The 18,013-nt window shown below is 46.8% G+C and carries 9 protein-coding genes; 7 read left to right on the forward strand and 2 right to left on the reverse strand.

From position 1 onward, the window contains the following. Positions 1-36: 36 nt before the first annotated feature. The gene (locus tag AC1DU2_RS18835) at positions 37-5,346 is read left to right on the forward strand and encodes an Ig-like domain-containing protein (RefSeq protein ID WP_477385991.1); all 5,310 of its coding nucleotides are present in this window, start codon (positions 37-39) and stop codon (positions 5,344-5,346) included. Between the two features lie 85 nt (positions 5,347-5,431). Here AC1DU2_RS18835 and AC1DU2_RS18840 read toward each other — a convergent pair whose 3' ends face one another. Beyond that, entirely contained in the window at positions 5,432-8,821 is a 3,390-nt protein-coding gene (locus AC1DU2_RS18840; RefSeq protein ID WP_477385993.1) for a DEAD/DEAH box helicase, read from the reverse strand. A gap of 275 nt (positions 8,822-9,096) precedes the next feature. On the opposite strand from AC1DU2_RS18840, the gene AC1DU2_RS18845 reads away from it, so the two are divergent. Further along, the gene (locus AC1DU2_RS18845) at positions 9,097-9,747 is read left to right on the forward strand and encodes a fibrobacter succinogenes major paralogous domain-containing protein (RefSeq protein ID WP_477358203.1); all 651 of its coding nucleotides are present in this window, start codon (positions 9,097-9,099) and stop codon (positions 9,745-9,747) included. Positions 9,748-9,818: 71 nt separating this feature from the next. On the opposite strand, the gene AC1DU2_RS18850 is transcribed toward AC1DU2_RS18845, so the two are convergent. Then, positions 9,819-10,286, reverse strand: a complete 468-nt coding sequence (locus AC1DU2_RS18850; RefSeq protein ID WP_477385995.1) for a DUF6265 family protein — start codon at positions 10,284-10,286, stop codon at positions 9,819-9,821. Positions 10,287-10,463: 177 nt separating this feature from the next. Between AC1DU2_RS18850 and AC1DU2_RS18855 the strand changes: the two genes are divergently transcribed. The 5 genes from AC1DU2_RS18855 to AC1DU2_RS18875 all read left to right on the forward strand — a co-directional run bounded on the left by AC1DU2_RS18855 (position 10,464) and on the right by AC1DU2_RS18875 (position 17,826). Then, complete coding sequence (locus AC1DU2_RS18855) at positions 10,464-11,771, forward strand: SWIM zinc finger family protein (RefSeq protein ID WP_477385997.1); 1,308 nt, start codon at positions 10,464-10,466, stop codon at positions 11,769-11,771. Continuing rightward, positions 11,771-13,261, forward strand: a complete 1,491-nt coding sequence (locus AC1DU2_RS18860) for a DUF5691 domain-containing protein (RefSeq protein WP_477385999.1) — start codon at positions 11,771-11,773, stop codon at positions 13,259-13,261. The genes AC1DU2_RS18855 and AC1DU2_RS18860 overlap by 1 nt, the downstream gene beginning before the upstream one ends. A 1-nt stretch (position 13,262) precedes the next feature. Continuing rightward, positions 13,263-14,339 (forward strand): ATP-binding protein, encoded by a 1,077-nt coding sequence (locus AC1DU2_RS18865; protein ID WP_477358215.1) that lies wholly within the window; start codon positions 13,263-13,265, stop codon positions 14,337-14,339. An 87-nt stretch (positions 14,340-14,426) separates the two neighbouring features. Beyond that, entirely contained in the window at positions 14,427-16,694 is a 2,268-nt protein-coding gene (locus AC1DU2_RS18870) for a DUF5682 family protein (protein WP_477358218.1), read from the forward strand. Beyond that, positions 16,684-17,826 carry a VWA domain-containing protein gene (locus AC1DU2_RS18875; RefSeq protein ID WP_477386001.1) on the forward strand — a complete coding sequence of 381 codons (1,143 nt, stop codon included), beginning with the start codon at positions 16,684-16,686 and terminating at the stop codon, positions 17,824-17,826. The genes AC1DU2_RS18870 and AC1DU2_RS18875 overlap by 11 nt, the downstream gene beginning before the upstream one ends. The last annotated feature ends 187 nt before the right edge of the window (positions 17,827-18,013 follow it).

Below are 18,013 nucleotides of genomic sequence, written 5' to 3' on the forward strand. Positions count from 1 at the left end.
TTATCATAAAGCTGAAACGAATAGATATTGAGGTTAATGAAGATCCGTCTACTTTTTTTTATTTTTTTACTTATTTCCCTGCGTGGCCTTTGTCAGTCATGCTCATTATCTGTATCCATAGCTTCTTCGGAGCCGGGCATATGTGCAGGCAATACCATTGATTTAACAGCTACGCCCGCTGGTGGTACCGGCAGTTATGATTATGCCTGGAGTACAGGCGAAAATGTTAACCCAATTCACGTAAACAAAGCAGGTAGTTATACGGTCACTGTTACCGATAAATCCTCGGGATGTACGGCCAGTAAAACAATTACGGTAAGCATTACGCCAACGCCTACAGCGCCTGTAATAACAGGTGGGGGTACAGTTTGCCAGGGTACAAGCGCCCATCTTCAGATTACATCGGCAGGTGATAGTTTTCAATGGTATACGCAGGCGGCAGGCGGCAGTCCTTTTCATACAGGCACCAGTTACGATACGCCTCCCGTTAACGGCTTTTCAGCTTACTATGTTGAAACTACTACTGCCGGCTGTACAAGCGCCCGGGTTACTGTTTCTGTTAACGTTTTAGGCAGACCGGTAGCCCACAGTGTTAAAGCCTGTGCAGGTAGCCCGGTTACGCTATCGGTAAGCAACGGTGATAATTATAGCTGGTATACCTCAAACACGTCAACAAATGTTGTTAATACCGGCCCAACGCTTACCATAGCATCATTAAATCAATCAGTAACTTATTTTGTATCTTCAACTGTTAACGGTTGCACAAGCCAGCGTACCGCTGTATCAGCCACGGTAACCTCGGCGCCGCAATCACCCACGGTTAACAGCAACAATTCGGTATGTTCAGGTTCGGTCATCACTTTACACGCCGATTCGCCATCCGGCGTTGTTGATTGGTTTGATACACCAACCGGCGGCACCCCTTTAATATCAAGCCCGGATTATACAACACCGGCGCTTACTGCCAATACCACCTACTACGTACAAAGCACGTTAAACGATTGCCAAAGTGCCCGTGTACCGGTTAATGTTACGGTAACACCTATACCCGCAGCCCCACCGCAACAAACCGTAAATAGCTGTTATAACAGCAGCGCACACCTAACAGCGGGCACATCAGGCACCTACCAATGGTATGCCGATGCGGATGGCAAACACTTTTTAAAACAAGGCCTTACCTATGATACCCCACCATTAACCCAGGATATTACTTACTATCTTATGGCCGTTAATTCAGGCTGTAATAGCACGCTTAGCCCGGTAAATGTTGTGGTTGCGCCGCTTGTTCCGGCACCATCGGTATTAAACCCACCCATTACCTGTTACGGTTCCACAGCCGAGCTTACCGCTACCGCTCCCGGAGGCACCTACCAATGGTTTGCAACCGCTACCGATAATAACGCATTGCCGGTTACCGAGAACGGAAAATTCACAACACCGGCGTTAACCACTACCACTACCTATTATGTGCAAACTGTAGTAGGGCAGTGTACAAGCGCCCGTACTGCGGTAAAAGTACCTGTATTAAGCCAGGTAACCCCACCCGTAGTACATGATACCAGCACTTGCTCAGGAACCCCGGTAACCCTGACAGCAAGCGGGCCCGCCGGAAATTATGCATGGTATGATAGCAGTAATACGCTCCTTCAGATTGGGCAAACATTTACTACCCCGGCGTTAACATCTACCACTACATACACCGTACAAGTTACCGTTAATGGTTGCAGCAGCGCTCCTGCTCCGGTAAAGGTGACGGTTACACCATTGCCGCAATCGCCGGTAGCCGGGCCGTCGCCTACAATTTGTCCGGGTACTACAGCCAATCTTACAGCCAGCGTACCCGCGGGCGAAAGTATCGATTGGTATGCAGTACCCTCCGGAGGTGTATCTTTGCATACAGGAAACAGTTATACAACGCCGCAATTATCTGCCAATACAACTTATTATCTGCAAAGTACATCGGGGGCTTGCACCAGCACGCGCACCCCAATTACAGTTACTGTTGATAACAGCGGTACTACGTTTACCTATTCATCGTCAACATTTGCAACAACAGGCGCAAATCCAACGCCGGCTATTATCAACCCATCTGGCGGTGGTACTTTCAGCGCACCTTCAGGCGTAGTGTTTGTAAGTACTACAACAGGGCAAATTAATATAGGCGCAAGTACTCCCGGGACCTATAAAATAGTTTATACCAGTAGCGGTACTTGTTCGGGCACTTATTCGGTTACTATAACTATTACCGATAATCCTCTTACTACTTTTACATATAATACCCCTGTTTGTAAAGCCGGGACCAACCCTAAACCCCAGTTTGCAGCTGGTGCCAGCGCCGGTGTTTTCACAGCATCGCCCGCCGGATTAACCTTTGTAGACAAATTCACCGGCGAAATAGATTTAAAAAATACCAGCAAGGGAACATATACTGTGCAAAACACTATACCACCCAGCGGCGGTTTTGCTGGCGATTCATCGACTTTTAAAATTACCATTGATGACGCCGTTGTAATTACCGCGGGGAGCAATCAGAGCGTGCCGCTAAATACGCCGGTTACTTTAAATGGCAGTATAACCGGTGCATCAGGAGGCACCTGGTCTGGTGGCGCAGGACAATTTTCTGATGTGAATGACCTCCACGCCGTTTATACTCCTGCAAATAACGAAAGCAAGGCTGTGCTAACCTTACTTTCAAATAAGCCTGCCGGGGCGTGTAATGCAGTATCGGCAACGGTAACCATTTTGTTTAACACGCCTCCGCCGGCGCCTACTGCCCAAGATGCCCAGATTTGCACCGGCAGCAGCACCACGCTAACGGCTACAGCACCCGGGGGAACCTATAATTGGTTTACCATAGCTAATGGTGGCTCATCAATAAAACAAGGTGCAAGTTATACCACTCCCGCACTTACGGCTACTACCACTTATTATGTGCAAACTACTGTAAACGGGCTCTCAAGTCCGCGTACAGCTGTAACGGTAAGTATTTTTGACCAACCACCAACGCCCACAACCTCTGCAGATACGCTTGTTATTTGCGCCGGAGGTACAGCAAAATTTATTGCAGGCGGCTCCGTCGGAAACTACCAATGGTTTAACGAAAGCGGGCAAACCGTGGCCACAGGCAACACGCTTACAACATCACCATTAAACACCAGCACATTTTATAATGTACAAAGTACAGTAGGGCAATGCGTAAGCGCTATGAAAAAGGTAGTTGTTATAGTTAACTCAATACCTTACATTACCAGCGCCTCAAGCGGTTTTATCTGCAGCGGCAACCCTTTAAATTATACCATAACGGCCAATTTGCCAAATGCTACATTTAGCTGGGGGCGGGCGGCTGTAGCCGGTATTAGTAACCCGGCAGTTTCAAACCAATCCAGCGCTTTAATTTCCGAAACGTTAATAAATACCACGGCCAATCCAATAAATGTAACCTACGCAATCACACCAACAGGTGGCACATGTTCAGGTACGCCTATTAATTATGTTGTTACAGTTTACCCTACACCAGTGATAACCAGTTCTGCAAAGGATACAATTTGCAATGGTACCTCTGCCAATTACACTATAAAATTTAGCACGGCCAATACTTCATTTAGCTGGAGTAGGGCTGCAGTGCCCGGCATTACCAATAACGCGGTGAACGGCCAGGCTTCAAATGTTATCAGGGAAGTTTTATACAATACCAATACTACCCCGGTTGATGTTGTATACACCATTAGCTATAAAACCAACGATTGTGATGGGGCGCCATTCAGTTGGGTGGTTACTGTTAACCCGGCACTTAATATTACCAGCGATACCACATCCCTGGCATGTAACAAAACACCACAAAATTATACCATAACATCCAATGTACCCATCGCAACGTTTACCTGGAGCAGGGCAGCAGTGCCGGGCATTAGCAATCCGGCGGCTACCGGTAACACCGCGTTGATTGATGAGGCCTTAACAAACACTACAACATCGGCTGTGACCGTTAATTATATTTTAACACCGATTGCCTATGGTTGCTCCGGCCTCCCATTTACGCATCCGGTAACAGTTAACCCCAAACCCAACGTGCCACAGGCTAACAGCAATTCGCCGGTGTGCCTGGGCAATACCATTAATTTACGTACCCCATCGTTAGCAGGCGCTACATATATGTGGACAGGGCCTAACGGTTATTCATCAACATCGCAAAACCCGGATATCCCGGCTACTGCGGCAAGCGCTGGTACTTATAACTTATTTGTTACTGTTGCCGGGTGTACAAGCGATGCCGGTGTTACCACTGTGCAGGTAAACCAGCCGCCACTTGCCGAGGCTACGGGCCCGCTGCTGGTTTGTGTTAACGCTACGTCAATTCCACTTAAAGGGTCGGTAACTGGTGGTACTACAACCGGTATCTGGTCGTCAAGCAACCCGAAAGGGAAATTTTTGCCATCGTCTACAACTATCGATAATGTGCAGTACATCCCATCGCCAGAAGAAAAGGCTACAGGTAAGGTTACCATAACCTTGTCATCTACCAGCAAGGACGATTGTACAATATCAACCTCAACCCTAAATATTGTATATGGGCAGGAGCCTGGCGCCGATGCCGGTAAGGATCAGAATGTTTGCTCGCAGGATCAATTGGTACAATTGGCCGGAAAGATCCTGGTGCCCGGTGGTACAGGTTCCTGGAGTACGGCCAAAGGCGACGGTCATTTTAATTCAGGCAACCAGGCCAACGCGTCATATTCACCGGGGGCTAACGACAGAAAGAATGGTTCTGTTATCTTAACTTTTAACGTCAATAATTCCGGTCAATGCTATACACCGTCTGATTCAGTTAAAATAACATTCTTTGGCCCTCCGGTGCTCACTACCGAAAAAACAAGGTATGTGTTGAAAGATAAAACGATTACGCTGCATCCGTCGGTAAATGACAACACAGTTGCATATTTATGGTCGCCCAATTATAATATCAGCGATATCCATGCAAAAGAGCCGGTAATAACCGGTAGCGTAGATACCACGTATACATTAACCATTACTGATAGCCTGGGTTGTGTAACTACCGGTACAACTCATATTGTGGTATCGCCAACACTTTCGGTATCCAATGCTTTCTCGCCCAATGGCGATGGCACCAATGATACCTGGGAGATAATAGGTCTGGTAGCCTACGAAAATTCGACTGTAGATGTGTTTAATCGTTACGGTACCCTGATATTCCATTCCAAAGGCTACGGTCTGCCATGGGACGGTAAATCAAACGGCCAGCCGGTACCAGTTGGCGTTTATTACTATATTGTAGATACCAAAATGAATGGGCAACGGTTTACGGGATATGTTACGGTTTTGCGGTGATCTGAGGTCTGTGATAGATTATATTAAGATGGTTAAAACAAACACGTCAGATTTTTTTTTTACACCACACACCACACACCACAGATCAACCTAAAATCCCAAGCAGATCAGTCTTCGACATGGATTGTAAGAAGGAGCCGTCGGTATTAACCAGGTTATCGGCCAGGCTGCGTTTAAAGTCCTGCATCTGCATAATTTTTTCTTCCACGGTATCGGGGCAAATCATCCTTACCGCTACCACGTGCTTGTTTTGACCTATACGGTGCGACCTGTCGATCGCCTGGTTTTCAACGGCGGGGTTCCACCAGGGGTCCACCAGGTATACGTAATCGGCTTCGGTTAAATTAAGGCCGGTACCACCTGCTTTCAGGCTGATGAGGAATACGCTGATCTTCGGGTTGTTTTGAAATTCGTTCACCGCGGCCTCGCGGTTACGGGTACTGCCCGTGAGCCAGCTGAATTCAATTTTGCGGCTCACCAATTCTTTTTTGATGAGTTCCAGCATCGATACAAATTGCGAGAATACCAGTATTTTATGCTGATGTTGTTTGCTCTCAATCTGCTCAATCAGCATATCAATCTTAGCCGATTCATTCCCCGGCAATTTCTCGCCCTCAATAAGTAAGGGCGAATCACAGATCTGCCTCAATTTGGTTAACCCCTTAAGTACATTCATCGGCGTTTTTCGCAACTCGTCGCTGGTGGTGGCCGAGATGTATTCGCGGAATTCCTTCTCGTAAGCATCGTAAATTTTGCGTTGCTGCTCCTTCATTTCGCAGTACAAAACCATCTCGGTTTTTTCGGGCAGTTCGGCTGCTACCTGTTGTTTGGTGCGGCGCAAAACAAAGGGTTTTATTTTATGCTGCAATTCGGCGGCGCGTTTGTGGCTTTTAAACTTATCTATCGGCACTGCGTAGATATCTTTAAAATATTGCTTTGTACCCAACAAACCCGGGCAGGCGAAGGATAGCTGCCCGTAAATATCGAAGGTGTTATTTTCGATAGGGGTGCCGGTAATGGTTATCCGGTTGCGCGATTTTAACAAACGAGCCGCTTTATACCGTTGCGAATCGGGGTTTTTGATCTGCTGCGATTCGTCAAGGAAAACGTAGTTAAACTGGTAATGCTTTAAAAAGTTAATATCGGCCAGCAAGGTACCATACGATGTCAGGATAATTTCGTAGCCATCAAAATCGGCCGTGCTTTTTATCCTGTCGGCACCGTAAATGGTGTGCATCCTGATGGATGGGGCAAACTTTTTAACCTCGGCCTGCCAGTTAAAAATGATAGACGTAGGTACTACCAGCAAATTGGTATTGTGTTCCCTTTTTTTGCGTTGCGATAATATGAACGCGATGATCTGCATGGTTTTACCCAGGCCCATATCATCGGCAAGGCATCCGCCAAAATTGAAATCATCCAAAAAGTTGAGCCAGTTTAAGCCCTGCTGCTGGTAAGGGCGAAGCGTAGCCTTCAAATCTGCCGAAACCTCCACATGCGCTATCTTGTCAAAATTGGCTAACTTTTCACGATAGGTATATAACTCGGCTTTCACTTCTTCGTCCATTACCTGCTGGTCAAACAGTTCGGCAATGGCGGTATAATTTATTTTGTGGATACTTAAAATGTCCTCGTCGGTTACTTCGCCGGCGTTAAAGTATTTGGTAAATTTTTCTATCCAATCCAAAGGTAAAATGCCCAGGGTGCCGTCGTCAAGTTGTATGTATTTGCTTTTGTTGCGCACCGCTTTTTGTACCCGTTTTAGGCTGGTTTTGGTTTTTCCAAAGCGAATGCCTATTTCGGTATTAAACCAGTTGATGCCACTTAACACCCTGATGGTGATATTCACCTTGTTTGGGTTTAGCTTATTGCCCTCCAGTTCGTTAAAGCCTAAAACGGTAATGCCATGCTGACGCCAGTCTTCAAATACATTTAAAAACCACTCTTCCTGTAAAAAATGCCTTTTGTGCAGGTAAAAATAATGCAGGTCGTTGTCCAGTTGTTCTTCAAAATAAGGGTGCTGCCTTACCAATAAGGCGGTTAGGGCTATTTCGGCATCGTCGTCGCGTTTCACAATAAATTCGTTGCCTTTATGGTCAAGCCCGTGAATGGTGCGTTTGGTGCGTACGGGAATTTCGGCCTCGCCGTAGCGCATTACGGGAATAATCATCACATGGCTGCCAAAATCCGACAGGTAAATGATCTGTTCTGTTTCGGCGTCAAAGCCCTGTTGCTTTAACTGGGCCTGCGTGGCCGGTTTTATATGCTGATAGGCAATGCTGATCCTGTCTTCCAGTTTGGTGAGCAGTTGCGTTTTAAACTCCTTGTATTTGGAGTGATGGATAAGCAGGTTCTCGGGCCGTTTGCGCATGAGGTCGATAATGCCCAATAGCTGAAGGTTATCGGCCAGGTAAAGCCTATCCTTTGCCAAAATAAAATAACCGAACCGGATGCCCAGGTCTTTAAGCTGATGCACCTCGCCATCAATTTTAAGCTGGCCCGAAAATTCATAAAAAGGCCCGCGCGGTTTAATATCCAGGTTTACGTTTTGCGGCAGCAAGCCCACCTTAACCGGCACTATGGATGATGCCGTAATATTATCAGATACCTCGGTGTTGTGGTAATAAAAATCGTATTGCAGCGGATTTTTGATAATTGCCTTCAAAGCCAATATATCGGCTGCCGACCGTTTACTGTTAATATGGTTTTGAAACTTATTTATCCCCGTAAAAAACTTGATCTGCTCATGGTCGTCGGTACTCCATATCTGGTCTAACGGGTTTATCGGCGTAAGCGGGTTTTTAATTTTGCCTTCTTTGGTAATTTGCGCGCTGTACAGCTCCACAAACAGGTATTTATAGTACTTGTGCTGTTTTAATACAATACACATTGATTGGCCGGTATTGCCATCTGCCTTATCGGTAATTGCCGCATCGGGGGGCAGCAGCATTTCGCCGTACTGGGCCAGGCTATCTTTGGTAACCGGGATAAGCGAGGGCAGGCGCGGAACAATTACCGACTGTTTATCGGTATACATCACCTTCAAAAAAGCATCCAGGTCGGGCTCATTTTCCAGGCCGTAATCCAGGGCAACTTTCCGTAGTTTTTCGTCGCGCAGGCGGGCATCAAAATAGATGCGCAGCTCGTTCTTTTTAGTAATGGCGGTAACTACTGCCGTTTGATGTGCGCAAAGCCTGCCGTGGCTGGCATTACAGTCACAGGTTAACACCAGCTGGCTGTTGTTTTGCACTACGTTAACCTCCGGAAAGTTATCGCCATCAAACTCATGGTAAAACACGCCGCTGTCAATGTCGATAACCTCGGGCACTATCTGTTTATAATAGGAGGGATGATTATCAAAACCATCGCCCGACCGCTGGAGTATAGCGGTATCGGTAATGGCCGCAAAAGGCAAATCTAAAATATAAGTATGGCCCTCATGCTCATCATCCTCATAAATAGCTACGGTATCCAATATAATTCCCCCGGTGTGTTTTGGGTAAATATCTTAACAATTGCCGAAAGTAGGAGTATGCGTGTGATGAATTTTTGATAACAACATTGTCATAAATATTGCGCGTGCTGAACGTGCTGTCAGATTCTCTAACCTCGGACGACTATGCCTGTAGTCTCCAGATTACAGGATAATAAGGATTATGGATGCATAATTAATAACAGAAGACAGTAAAGCTATCTGATGTTGGATGGTTTCAAATCATAATGTTATCTTTAGCACAATCAAATCTTATCATGAAGTATTGTTTTTTTATATCCGCATTAATGTTGATGGCCGCGCTATCATGTAAAAAGTCGGCTGCGCCGGTTGTTGTTCCACAGCCCAATTATGGCAAGGTGAAAATTGGGCGTAACGATTACAGGACTGTAGTGATAGGAAAGCAAACATGGACAGAACAAAGCTTTCATTACTGGTACGATCCTGTAGATGGCCCGTATGGGAGTAATTCTGATGGTTACTACGTAACACTATCAAATAGACCCGATACTTTGCCAGACGGGTGGCGGGTAGCCACCGTTGCCGATTTTAATAAGCTAACCGCTAATTTTAAATATACGACAGATTTTAGAGGAAACAATGTAGCAGTTGCCGGTGGTGGTATCGAACAAATTTGTGGTAATTTTCAATGGACCACCACAGAGGGTACAAATGCATTATTTTTTAACGGTCAGCCTTCTGGCTACGTTATGAGGCCTCAGACCGCCGATGGCGGTATGCACGACAAAACCAGCGGTTATTATCTTGCCGCTAAATACGTGGGCGACCGCGATTATCATAACGTATTGTTGTACAAGTTAAACCCCAAATATGCAGGCATTGTTAGTGTAAATGATGGTACCGATAGTATAGCCACCGCGCTTATGCGTTTTGTAAAGGATAATTAATGATAGATTAGGTAAAATAGTTTTAGGCCGAGTTCTATTGATTAAAGATAGGTTCGGATCGAACAGCGGGTTTAATTGCCAGCGGTTTGCTTAACAAAATAATAATCGATGCTTTTGCCATCACCAGAAATGGTGGCTTTCAATTTTCCATCGGTAAGTGTGTACGTTATCTTTTTAGGGAAATCATGTTCAGGGTTTTCGCATACAAAACTATGATCGGTTATGTTGCTGGCTTTAAAATAAACGGGTGCGGCATTCTCGGCTACGTCGCCTACGTAAAAAATAGCGTTGTCTTTAATCACCAGCTGCAGTTTTTCTATCACGGTAGTATCCGCACCCTTCAAAGTAATACCTTTGCCTATGAGTCTTGTAGATGAAGCTATGCTCCAGGTTTCAGTACCCGTTTTTCCGGGTTTCATTCCGGTGCGTATCCAGGTGCCGATAATCCAGTTAAGTTTTTTAAAATCATGGTTCACATCCTGGCAAAAAGCAGTGTTAACAAAAAAGATCAGCAGTAATACTAACAACGATGGTTTCATGATGGCGAGGATTTGAACAAATATAGGTACTGCCGGTGTATTTTGGTAATAACTGATATAACCACATCCTCAAGAATTTAATATTATCAATATATTATTTAAAAGCATTTCACTTGCCAATATTTTAATTTTCTTCCTATTTTTAAAACCTAAACATTCACAACAAATAATACCGTTTTGCAGCTAACAGAAGACCAGATATACGCCCTTGCGCCCGATGAAGCTTCAAAAAAAGCGGGGCGCGATTTGGCCGGTCCGGCTAAATGGGTTACCAAAGGCATTAATGAACTGGCCCTTTGGGGCGAATGCCAGGGCAGCGGCAGCAAGCCTTACCAAACCCAGGTTGATTTAACTTCCATTGCCTTTAAATGTTCGTGCCCAAGCCGCAAGTTTCCGTGTAAACATGGTTTGGGGCTGTTGCTTTTATGTGCCCGGCAGCCTGTATTATTTACCAATGGCGATATGCCGGCCTGGGTAAGCGACTGGATTAGCAAACGATCTGAAAAAGAAGAAAAGAAGGTTGAGAAAGCCGAAAAGCCCGTTGATGAAAATGCACAGGCCAAACGGCAGCAGGCACGGGAGCAAAAAGTAAGCGGCGGCATAGCCGAATTACTGGTTTGGATAAAAGATATTGTGCGCGGCGGCATTTTAACCATGCCCGAAAAAGGAGCCGGCTTTTGGGAAAACATGGCACGCCGCATGGTTGATGCCCAGGCCGGCGGCTTAGCCGGAATGGTGCGCGCATTGGCTACCACTAATTTTTGGAACGAAGGCTGGCAAAGCAGCTTTATGGATAAACTGCTGCAATTGTACCTGGTGGCCGAAAGTTACCAGCACTTAGCCAATATTAATCCCTTATTGCAACAAGACATCCGCACCGCTATTGGGTTTACCACCAACCAGGAGGAGTTGAAACAGCAAACGGGCGTTACGGATACCTGGCTGGTGATTGGCAAGGATAGCCGCGATGAACAGCAGCTTACTGTGGAGCAAAACTGGCTTTATGGCATTAAAACCAATCAATACGCGTTGGTGCTGCAGTTTATAGCAAGGGGGCAGTTTGGGCAGATGGCTTTAAGCCCCGGCATGTTTTTAGAGGCCGAGCTGGCTTATTTCCCATCGGCGGTGCCTTACCGGGCAATTATTAAAAATTACAATGCGTTAAAGCCGGTTGATTTGGCCGCGATACAAAGTTATAGCGGCTGGCAGCAGGTGGCAGGGCAGGAGTCGGACCTGAACAGCCGTTTGCCTTTCAGGGGCGAGATGCCTTTTGTGGTGGCCGGGCTAAAGCCGGTGCTGTATCATAAACAATGGTGGTTGCAGGACCAGGAGGGCTGCCTGTGCAGAATTGCACCTGCTTATCAAAATATATGGCAACTGATGGCCATAAGCGGCGGCGAGGCACTGACCATGACTGTTATTGGGAAAGAAAATGAGTACCGTCCGCTTGGGGTTTGGCATCAAAATAATTATAAAGCTATCTGATGAAGGCCTGGGAACACGTTATAAATGCCGCCATGCTGGGCACCGATAAACCCATGCCGGGCAATGCCGATTTGCCGGAGGAGATAGCCATTGTTGCTAACGCAATTGATAGCGCCGACACTTTAGATAAAGAAGCAAAATACCTGCAAAAAGCAGCTTTAATATACAATTACAGGCAATGTGGTTTTACCCCACTGCAAAAACAAGACCTACCGCAAACCGTAGCACAGCCAGAAACAAAGCCATATTGTGCTGAAAAAGCGGCCAGCGTTTTAAACGCCATACTCGACGAAAACAACGATGCCTTACTGGAACTTTGGCTAAACTTATGCCACAAAGCCGGGCAATTATCTTTGCCTGATGTTTTGCCTGTATTGTTGGAGAAAGCCGAAAAAGATAAATCATTAAGACCCTTAATAACTGAATGCAGCGGAAACCGCGGCCTTTGGCTAAGTAAGCTGAACCCCGCCTGGGATTATTTTAGCGTATTGCCGGATGAAGATATTTGGCAAACCGGCAATCCGGCCGACAGGGCGGAAGTACTCAGGAAGGTGAGACAAAGCGATCCCCAAAAAGCACTGGAATGGTTACAGCAAACCTGGGAGCAGGAAAACGCGGTAAGCAAAGTGGAGCTGTTGAAAGTTTTGAAAACAAACAGCAGCCCGGCCGATTTACCCTGGCTGGAAACTTTGTTGGCCGAGAAAGGGCAGAAGGTGAAAGAGGAAGCTTTGACTTTGCTGAAGCATATTCCCGGCTCGTCTATCGTAAAACAATACGAGGATTTGCTGGCAAAAGCTGTCACCCTGAAAAAGGAAAAGGCCATGCTGGGGATGATGACCAAAATCTCTATCCGGCAGGAATTACCGGCAACGGTTGATGAAAGCATTTTTAAATCGGGGATAGAAAAACTGGCCGGGCAAAAAAGTTCTGTAAATGATGAAGGCTATATCATTTACCAATTGATGGCTTCCGTACCGCCTTCGTTTTGGGAAAAACAGTTTGATGCCACGCCCGAGCAGGTGGTGGGCTATTTTGAAAAATATGCAGTATCGCAAATTGGTGCTTTGGCTAAGGCCGTTATCAGGTTTAATGCTGATAGCTGGATCCCATATTTTTTTTACAAGGCCGAGATTCATCCCGAATTTGTGAATAAACTACCCGTACAGCAGCGCGATAAATACCTTTTTATGTTTATGGACAATGATGCCCCTAATACCGTACAAATAGCGTTACGTTGCCAGCAAGAATGGGGAATTGAGTTTGCAAAAGCAGCGCTTGTACATATGGTTGCCTATCCTTATCAATATAACCGTGGCGATTTTGGCCGGATGATCAGGCTGATTCCGGTGGGCATCCTGGACCACCTGGAAAGGATAGTGCCCAAAGATTTGAACCACCAGGCTCCCTGGGATAAAAACAAAAATTACTTAATTAAATTACTCGGCTTAAAGCAACAAACGCTGCAGGCCTTTAACGATAAAATAATTTAACATGTCACAGATCTTACGTCAGCATGCAGAGCAATTATTTGCACAGGAACTGGAAGAACTTAAAAAGCAGGATTCGGAGAAGCGCCCGGTAAACTGGGTACTATCGCCGCAGGCCGTGGTTACCTACCTGATGGGCGGTAAACTTAAAAACGGTTTCGAGGTATCGCCAAAATACATCGGCAATCGCCGCTTAATGGAAATTGCGGTAGCAACCTTAACTACCGACCGTGCCCTGTTGCTTTACGGCTTGCCCGGAACCGCCAAAAGCTGGGTAAGCGAGCATTTAGCGGCAGGCGTAAGCGGAGATTCGACCCTAATTATACAGGGAACTGCTGGGACAAGCGAAGAATCTGTACGTTACGGCTGGAATTATGCCCGCCTGATAGCGCAAGGCCCAACAGAAGAAGCACTGGTAGAAACACCCGTAATGCGTGCCATGAAGGACGGTAAAATAGTGCGTTTGGAAGAACTTACCCGCATTGGCGCCGATGTACAGGATACACTGATCACCATCCTGTCCGAAAAAACATTGCCCGTTCCCGAACTGAATATGGAAGTGCAGGCCGTAAAAGGCTTTAACGTAATTGCCACCGCCAATAACCGCGATAAGGGCGTAAACGAATTATCAAGCGCGCTAAAGCGCCGTTTTAATACAGTGATTTTGCCCTTGCCCGATACCATTGAAGAAGAAATTGACATTGTGCGCCGCCGGGTAGAGAGCTTTGAAAAAGTAATGGAGATGCCTGCCGAGCCACCGGCCTTGCAGGAGATCCGCCGGATAGTGACCATTTTCCGTGAATTGCGCAGCGGGGTTACTTTGGACGGTAAAACAAAAATTAAAGTGCCATCGGGCACGCTAAGCACAGCCGAAGCAATTTCGGTAGTGAACAGTGGGTTATCCATGGCCGCCTATTTCGGCGACGGGCAAATCAAGGCCGCCGATTTGGCTGCAAGCATCATCGGTTCGGTAATTAAAGACCCCGTGCAGGACAAACTGGTTTGGCAGGAGTACCTGGAAACCGTTGTAAAGCCACGCAACGATTGGAGCGATATTTACCGCGCCTGCCGGGATTTGTAAAGCCGAAAGCTTAAGGCGGAAGGCTGAAAGCTTTTAGCTGCGTCCTTAATAATTTGATTTGTTTACGATGAGGTTGAAAATTAACCAATGGGAGTAAGTATTTTAGGTATCAGGCACCATGGCCCCGGTTCGGCACGGAATGTGAAGGCGTTCCTGGAATCGGTAAAGCCAGATATTGTGTTGGTTGAAGGTCCGCCGGAAGCCGATGCCATGCTGCAATGGGTGGGGCACGAGGGTTTAAAACCTCCCGTGGCTTTGCTGTGCTTTCAGCCCGACGATTCGCGGCGATCGGTATTTTATCCCTTTGCCAGTTTTTCGCCGGAGTGGCAGGCCATACTTTACGCTAAAAAGAATAATATCCACGTAAGGTTTATGGATTTGCCGGCCGGCAACCAGATGCTGGTAGAAAAAGAGCGTGCCGTTGTAATCCCGGATACAGACCCCGATAAAGATGCGATAAACTCCGATGCGCAGCCTTTCGAAAATCTGTATAAAACCCCGATAAGCTATTTATCGGATGCCGCCGGCTTTGCCGACGATGAAAAATGGTGGGAGCAGATGTTTGAATACCGCTCAAACAACGATGATGTATTTGACGCCGTAGCCGAAGCCATGCAGGCCCTGCGCGAAGGCCTGCCCCAAAAAGATAAAAAACTGGAGCAACTGCGCGAAGCTTATATGCGCCGCACCATCCGCCAGGCCGAAAAGGAGATGTTCCATACCATCGCCGTTATTTGTGGTGCCTGGCATGTTCCCGCGCTGCAAGGTAAATCGTCGCAAAAAGATGATAACGAACTGTTAAAAGGCCTGCCCAAAGTAAAAACTGAATGCACCTGGATTCCCTGGACGTTTAACCGCCTGAGCTTTAACAGCGGCTATGGGGCGGGTATCAACTCGCCCGGATGGTACAACCATGTTTGGCATCATCCTACGGATGACGGCACTTTGTGGATGGCCCATGTTGCCCAATTGTTTCGCAAGCAGCAGATGGATACGTCGGTTGCCCACATCATTGAAGCAGTGCGTTTAGCAGGCTCTTTAGCCTCCTTACGTGGCCTGCCAAAGGTTGGGTTGGAGGAACTGAACGAGGCAACCCTGAGTGTATTATGTAACGGCGAAAGTATTTTGCTGAAACTGGTGCATGAAGAGCTGATTGTTGGCCACCAGATAGGCGAGGTGCCGGTGGATATTCCCAAGCCGCCGCTACAGTTAGATATTGAAAAACTGCAAAAGAAACTCCGGCTCCCGGCCACTGCCGATTACAAAGATTACACCCTGGACCTCCGTAAGGATACCGACCTGGAACGAAGCGTGTTTTTACACCGCCTGTTGTTGTTAGGAATTGATTGGGGCCGCCAGCAATATATCACCGGCAAGGGCACCTTCAAAGAACAATGGCGCCTGCAATGGGATCCCGGTTATTCGGTAGATATTATCGAGCGGGGCAACCTGGGCAACACCGTTGCTGAGGCCGCTGCAGCCAACGTGCTCAACCGCGCCACCGAGGCAAAAGAACTCAATGAAATCAGCGACCTGCTTGAAAAAAGCATCCCTGCTGAATTACCCGGGGCGATTGAGTCGCTGATTACCCGGCTAAACGATTTAGCAGCCGCCTCGGCCGATGTAATCCAGCTAATGGAAGTAGGTCCCGGGCTTATTACGGTGGCCCGTTACGGTAACGTGCGCAAAACGGATGCTACGATGGTATTGACTATCATCAGCAGCATTATCACCCGTATTTGCATCAGCCTGCCCAGCGCCTGTGTTGCCATTGATGAAGACGCCGCCCAAAAACTACTGGAACTATTTTACAAACTGAACGACGGCATTAACCTGTTACAGGACACCGATATCACCGCCCTTTGGCAACAAACCTTGCGGGTGATAGCCGGTAATAAAAATACCTCGCCGGTAATTGGGGGCTACAGTACCCGCCTGTTGAATGACGGTAAATTATTAGAGGGCGAACAGTTGATGCAGTACTTCGGTTATGCCATGTCGTCGGCAACCGCGCCGGATATTGCGGCCGCCTGGCTCGAAGGATTTTTAAAAGGCAGCGGAACTTTGTTGTTACTCGATCTGGATCTTTGGCAGGTGATAGACAACTGGGTGTCAGGTTTGACGGATGAGATTTTTATGCAGGTGCTGCCGCTGCTCCGCCGCACGTTTTCCAACTTTACCAGCCCCGAGCGGAGGAAGCTGGGAGAAAAGGTGAAGTTTGGTGCATCAACGGTGCAACAACGGGTTAATAACGATGCCGGATTGGATACCCAACGGGCATTGAAAGGTATCCCGGTGGTTATGGAATTATTAGGTTTAGCCATCAGCAATAACAACACTCAAAATGGAAACTGAACCACAACATTTACGCAAATGGCGGCTCATTTTGGGCGGCCACCAACAGGAGGGTACCGGCTTTGAACTGGAAGAGGCCGACCTGAAGGTAGACCGTACTTTAGAGGCATTATATGACAGTGATAAGACCGGTGGACTGGGGGCTTCTTCGCCAAACGTAAGCCGCTGGCTGGGCGATATTCGCACATTTTTCCCATCAAGCGTTGTACAAGTAATGCAGCAGGACGCGCTTAAACGCCTGAACATCACCCAGATGTTGTTTGAAAAGGAGATGCTCGAAAACATCGAACCCGATGTTCACCTGGTAGCAACCCTGATGACACTGAGCCGGGTTATTCCCGATAAAACTAAGGATACCGCCCGCCAGGTAGTACGCAAAGTAGTTGACGAACTTATAAAAAAACTGGCCGAACCTACCCGCCAGTCCATCAGCGGTAGCCTGAGCCGGAGCGTACGCAACACCCGCCCAAGGCACAGCGAAATTAACTGGGGTTCAACAATTCTCAAAAACTTAAAACACTATCAACCTGAATATAAGACTATTGTGCCCGAAAATAGGGTGGGGTATGGACGCAAAAGATCGTCGTTAAAAGATGTAATCCTTTGCCTGGATCAAAGCGGATCAATGGGCTCGTCCGTAGTATACTCCGGGATTTTTGGTAGTGTAATGGCTTCTATCCCAGCTATCAAAACCAAAATGGTGGTATTTGATACCGCTGTTGCCGACCTCACCGAAGAGCTGACCGATCCGGTTGAACTATTGTTCGGTGTGCAGTTAGGTGGTGGTACCGATATCAATGCTGCACTAACTTATTGCCAGCAAATAGTTACCAAACCCGCCGATACCGTAATGGTTTTAATAACAGACCTTTACGAAGGCGGTAACGTGAACGAAATGCGCCGGCGAGCTGTGGAAATTGTGGCTTCAGGCGTTCAGTTGGTAGTATTACTGGCTTTGAGCGATGATGGTGCACCATCTTATGACCATCGGAACGCCCAATTCCTGGCCGATTTGGGTGTACCGGTTTTTGCCTGTACACCTGATAAATTCCCCGATTTAATGGCGGCAGCGCTTACTAAGCAGGATGTTGCTTTGTGGGCTGCTAAAGAAGACCTGGTTCTAAAGAAATGATTTGAATGTTGTTCAATAATATCGGCCATTTTTACCAGATATAAATAGCATTTTATTTTTAGTATTTTTTGCCATAAATAAAATCTTTGTTTACCTTAGATATAAGTATAAGATGTTGATTTTTAAAACTTTAAAAAGTATCATTAAGTCAATATTTGCACTGTTATTACTACTTAAACCTTAATTT

Source organism: Mucilaginibacter sp. P4_C11 (genome assembly GCF_056402115.1).

Coding starts and splice junctions, on each gene's coding strand:
- AC1DU2_RS18835 (WP_477385991.1), top strand. CDS start 37: ATGAAGATCCGTCTACTTTTTTTTATTTTTTTACTTATTTCCCTGCGT.
- AC1DU2_RS18845 (WP_477358203.1), top strand. CDS start 9,097: ATGAAGTATTGTTTTTTTATATCCGCATTAATGTTGATGGCCGCGCTA.
- AC1DU2_RS18850 (WP_477385995.1), bottom strand. CDS start 10,286: ATGAAACCATCGTTGTTAGTATTACTGCTGATCTTTTTTGTTAACACT.
- AC1DU2_RS18860 (WP_477385999.1), top strand. CDS start 11,771: ATGAAGGCCTGGGAACACGTTATAAATGCCGCCATGCTGGGCACCGAT.
- AC1DU2_RS18865 (WP_477358215.1), top strand. CDS start 13,263: ATGTCACAGATCTTACGTCAGCATGCAGAGCAATTATTTGCACAGGAA.
- AC1DU2_RS18870 (WP_477358218.1), top strand. CDS start 14,427: ATGGGAGTAAGTATTTTAGGTATCAGGCACCATGGCCCCGGTTCGGCA.
- AC1DU2_RS18875 (WP_477386001.1), top strand. CDS start 16,684: ATGGAAACTGAACCACAACATTTACGCAAATGGCGGCTCATTTTGGGC.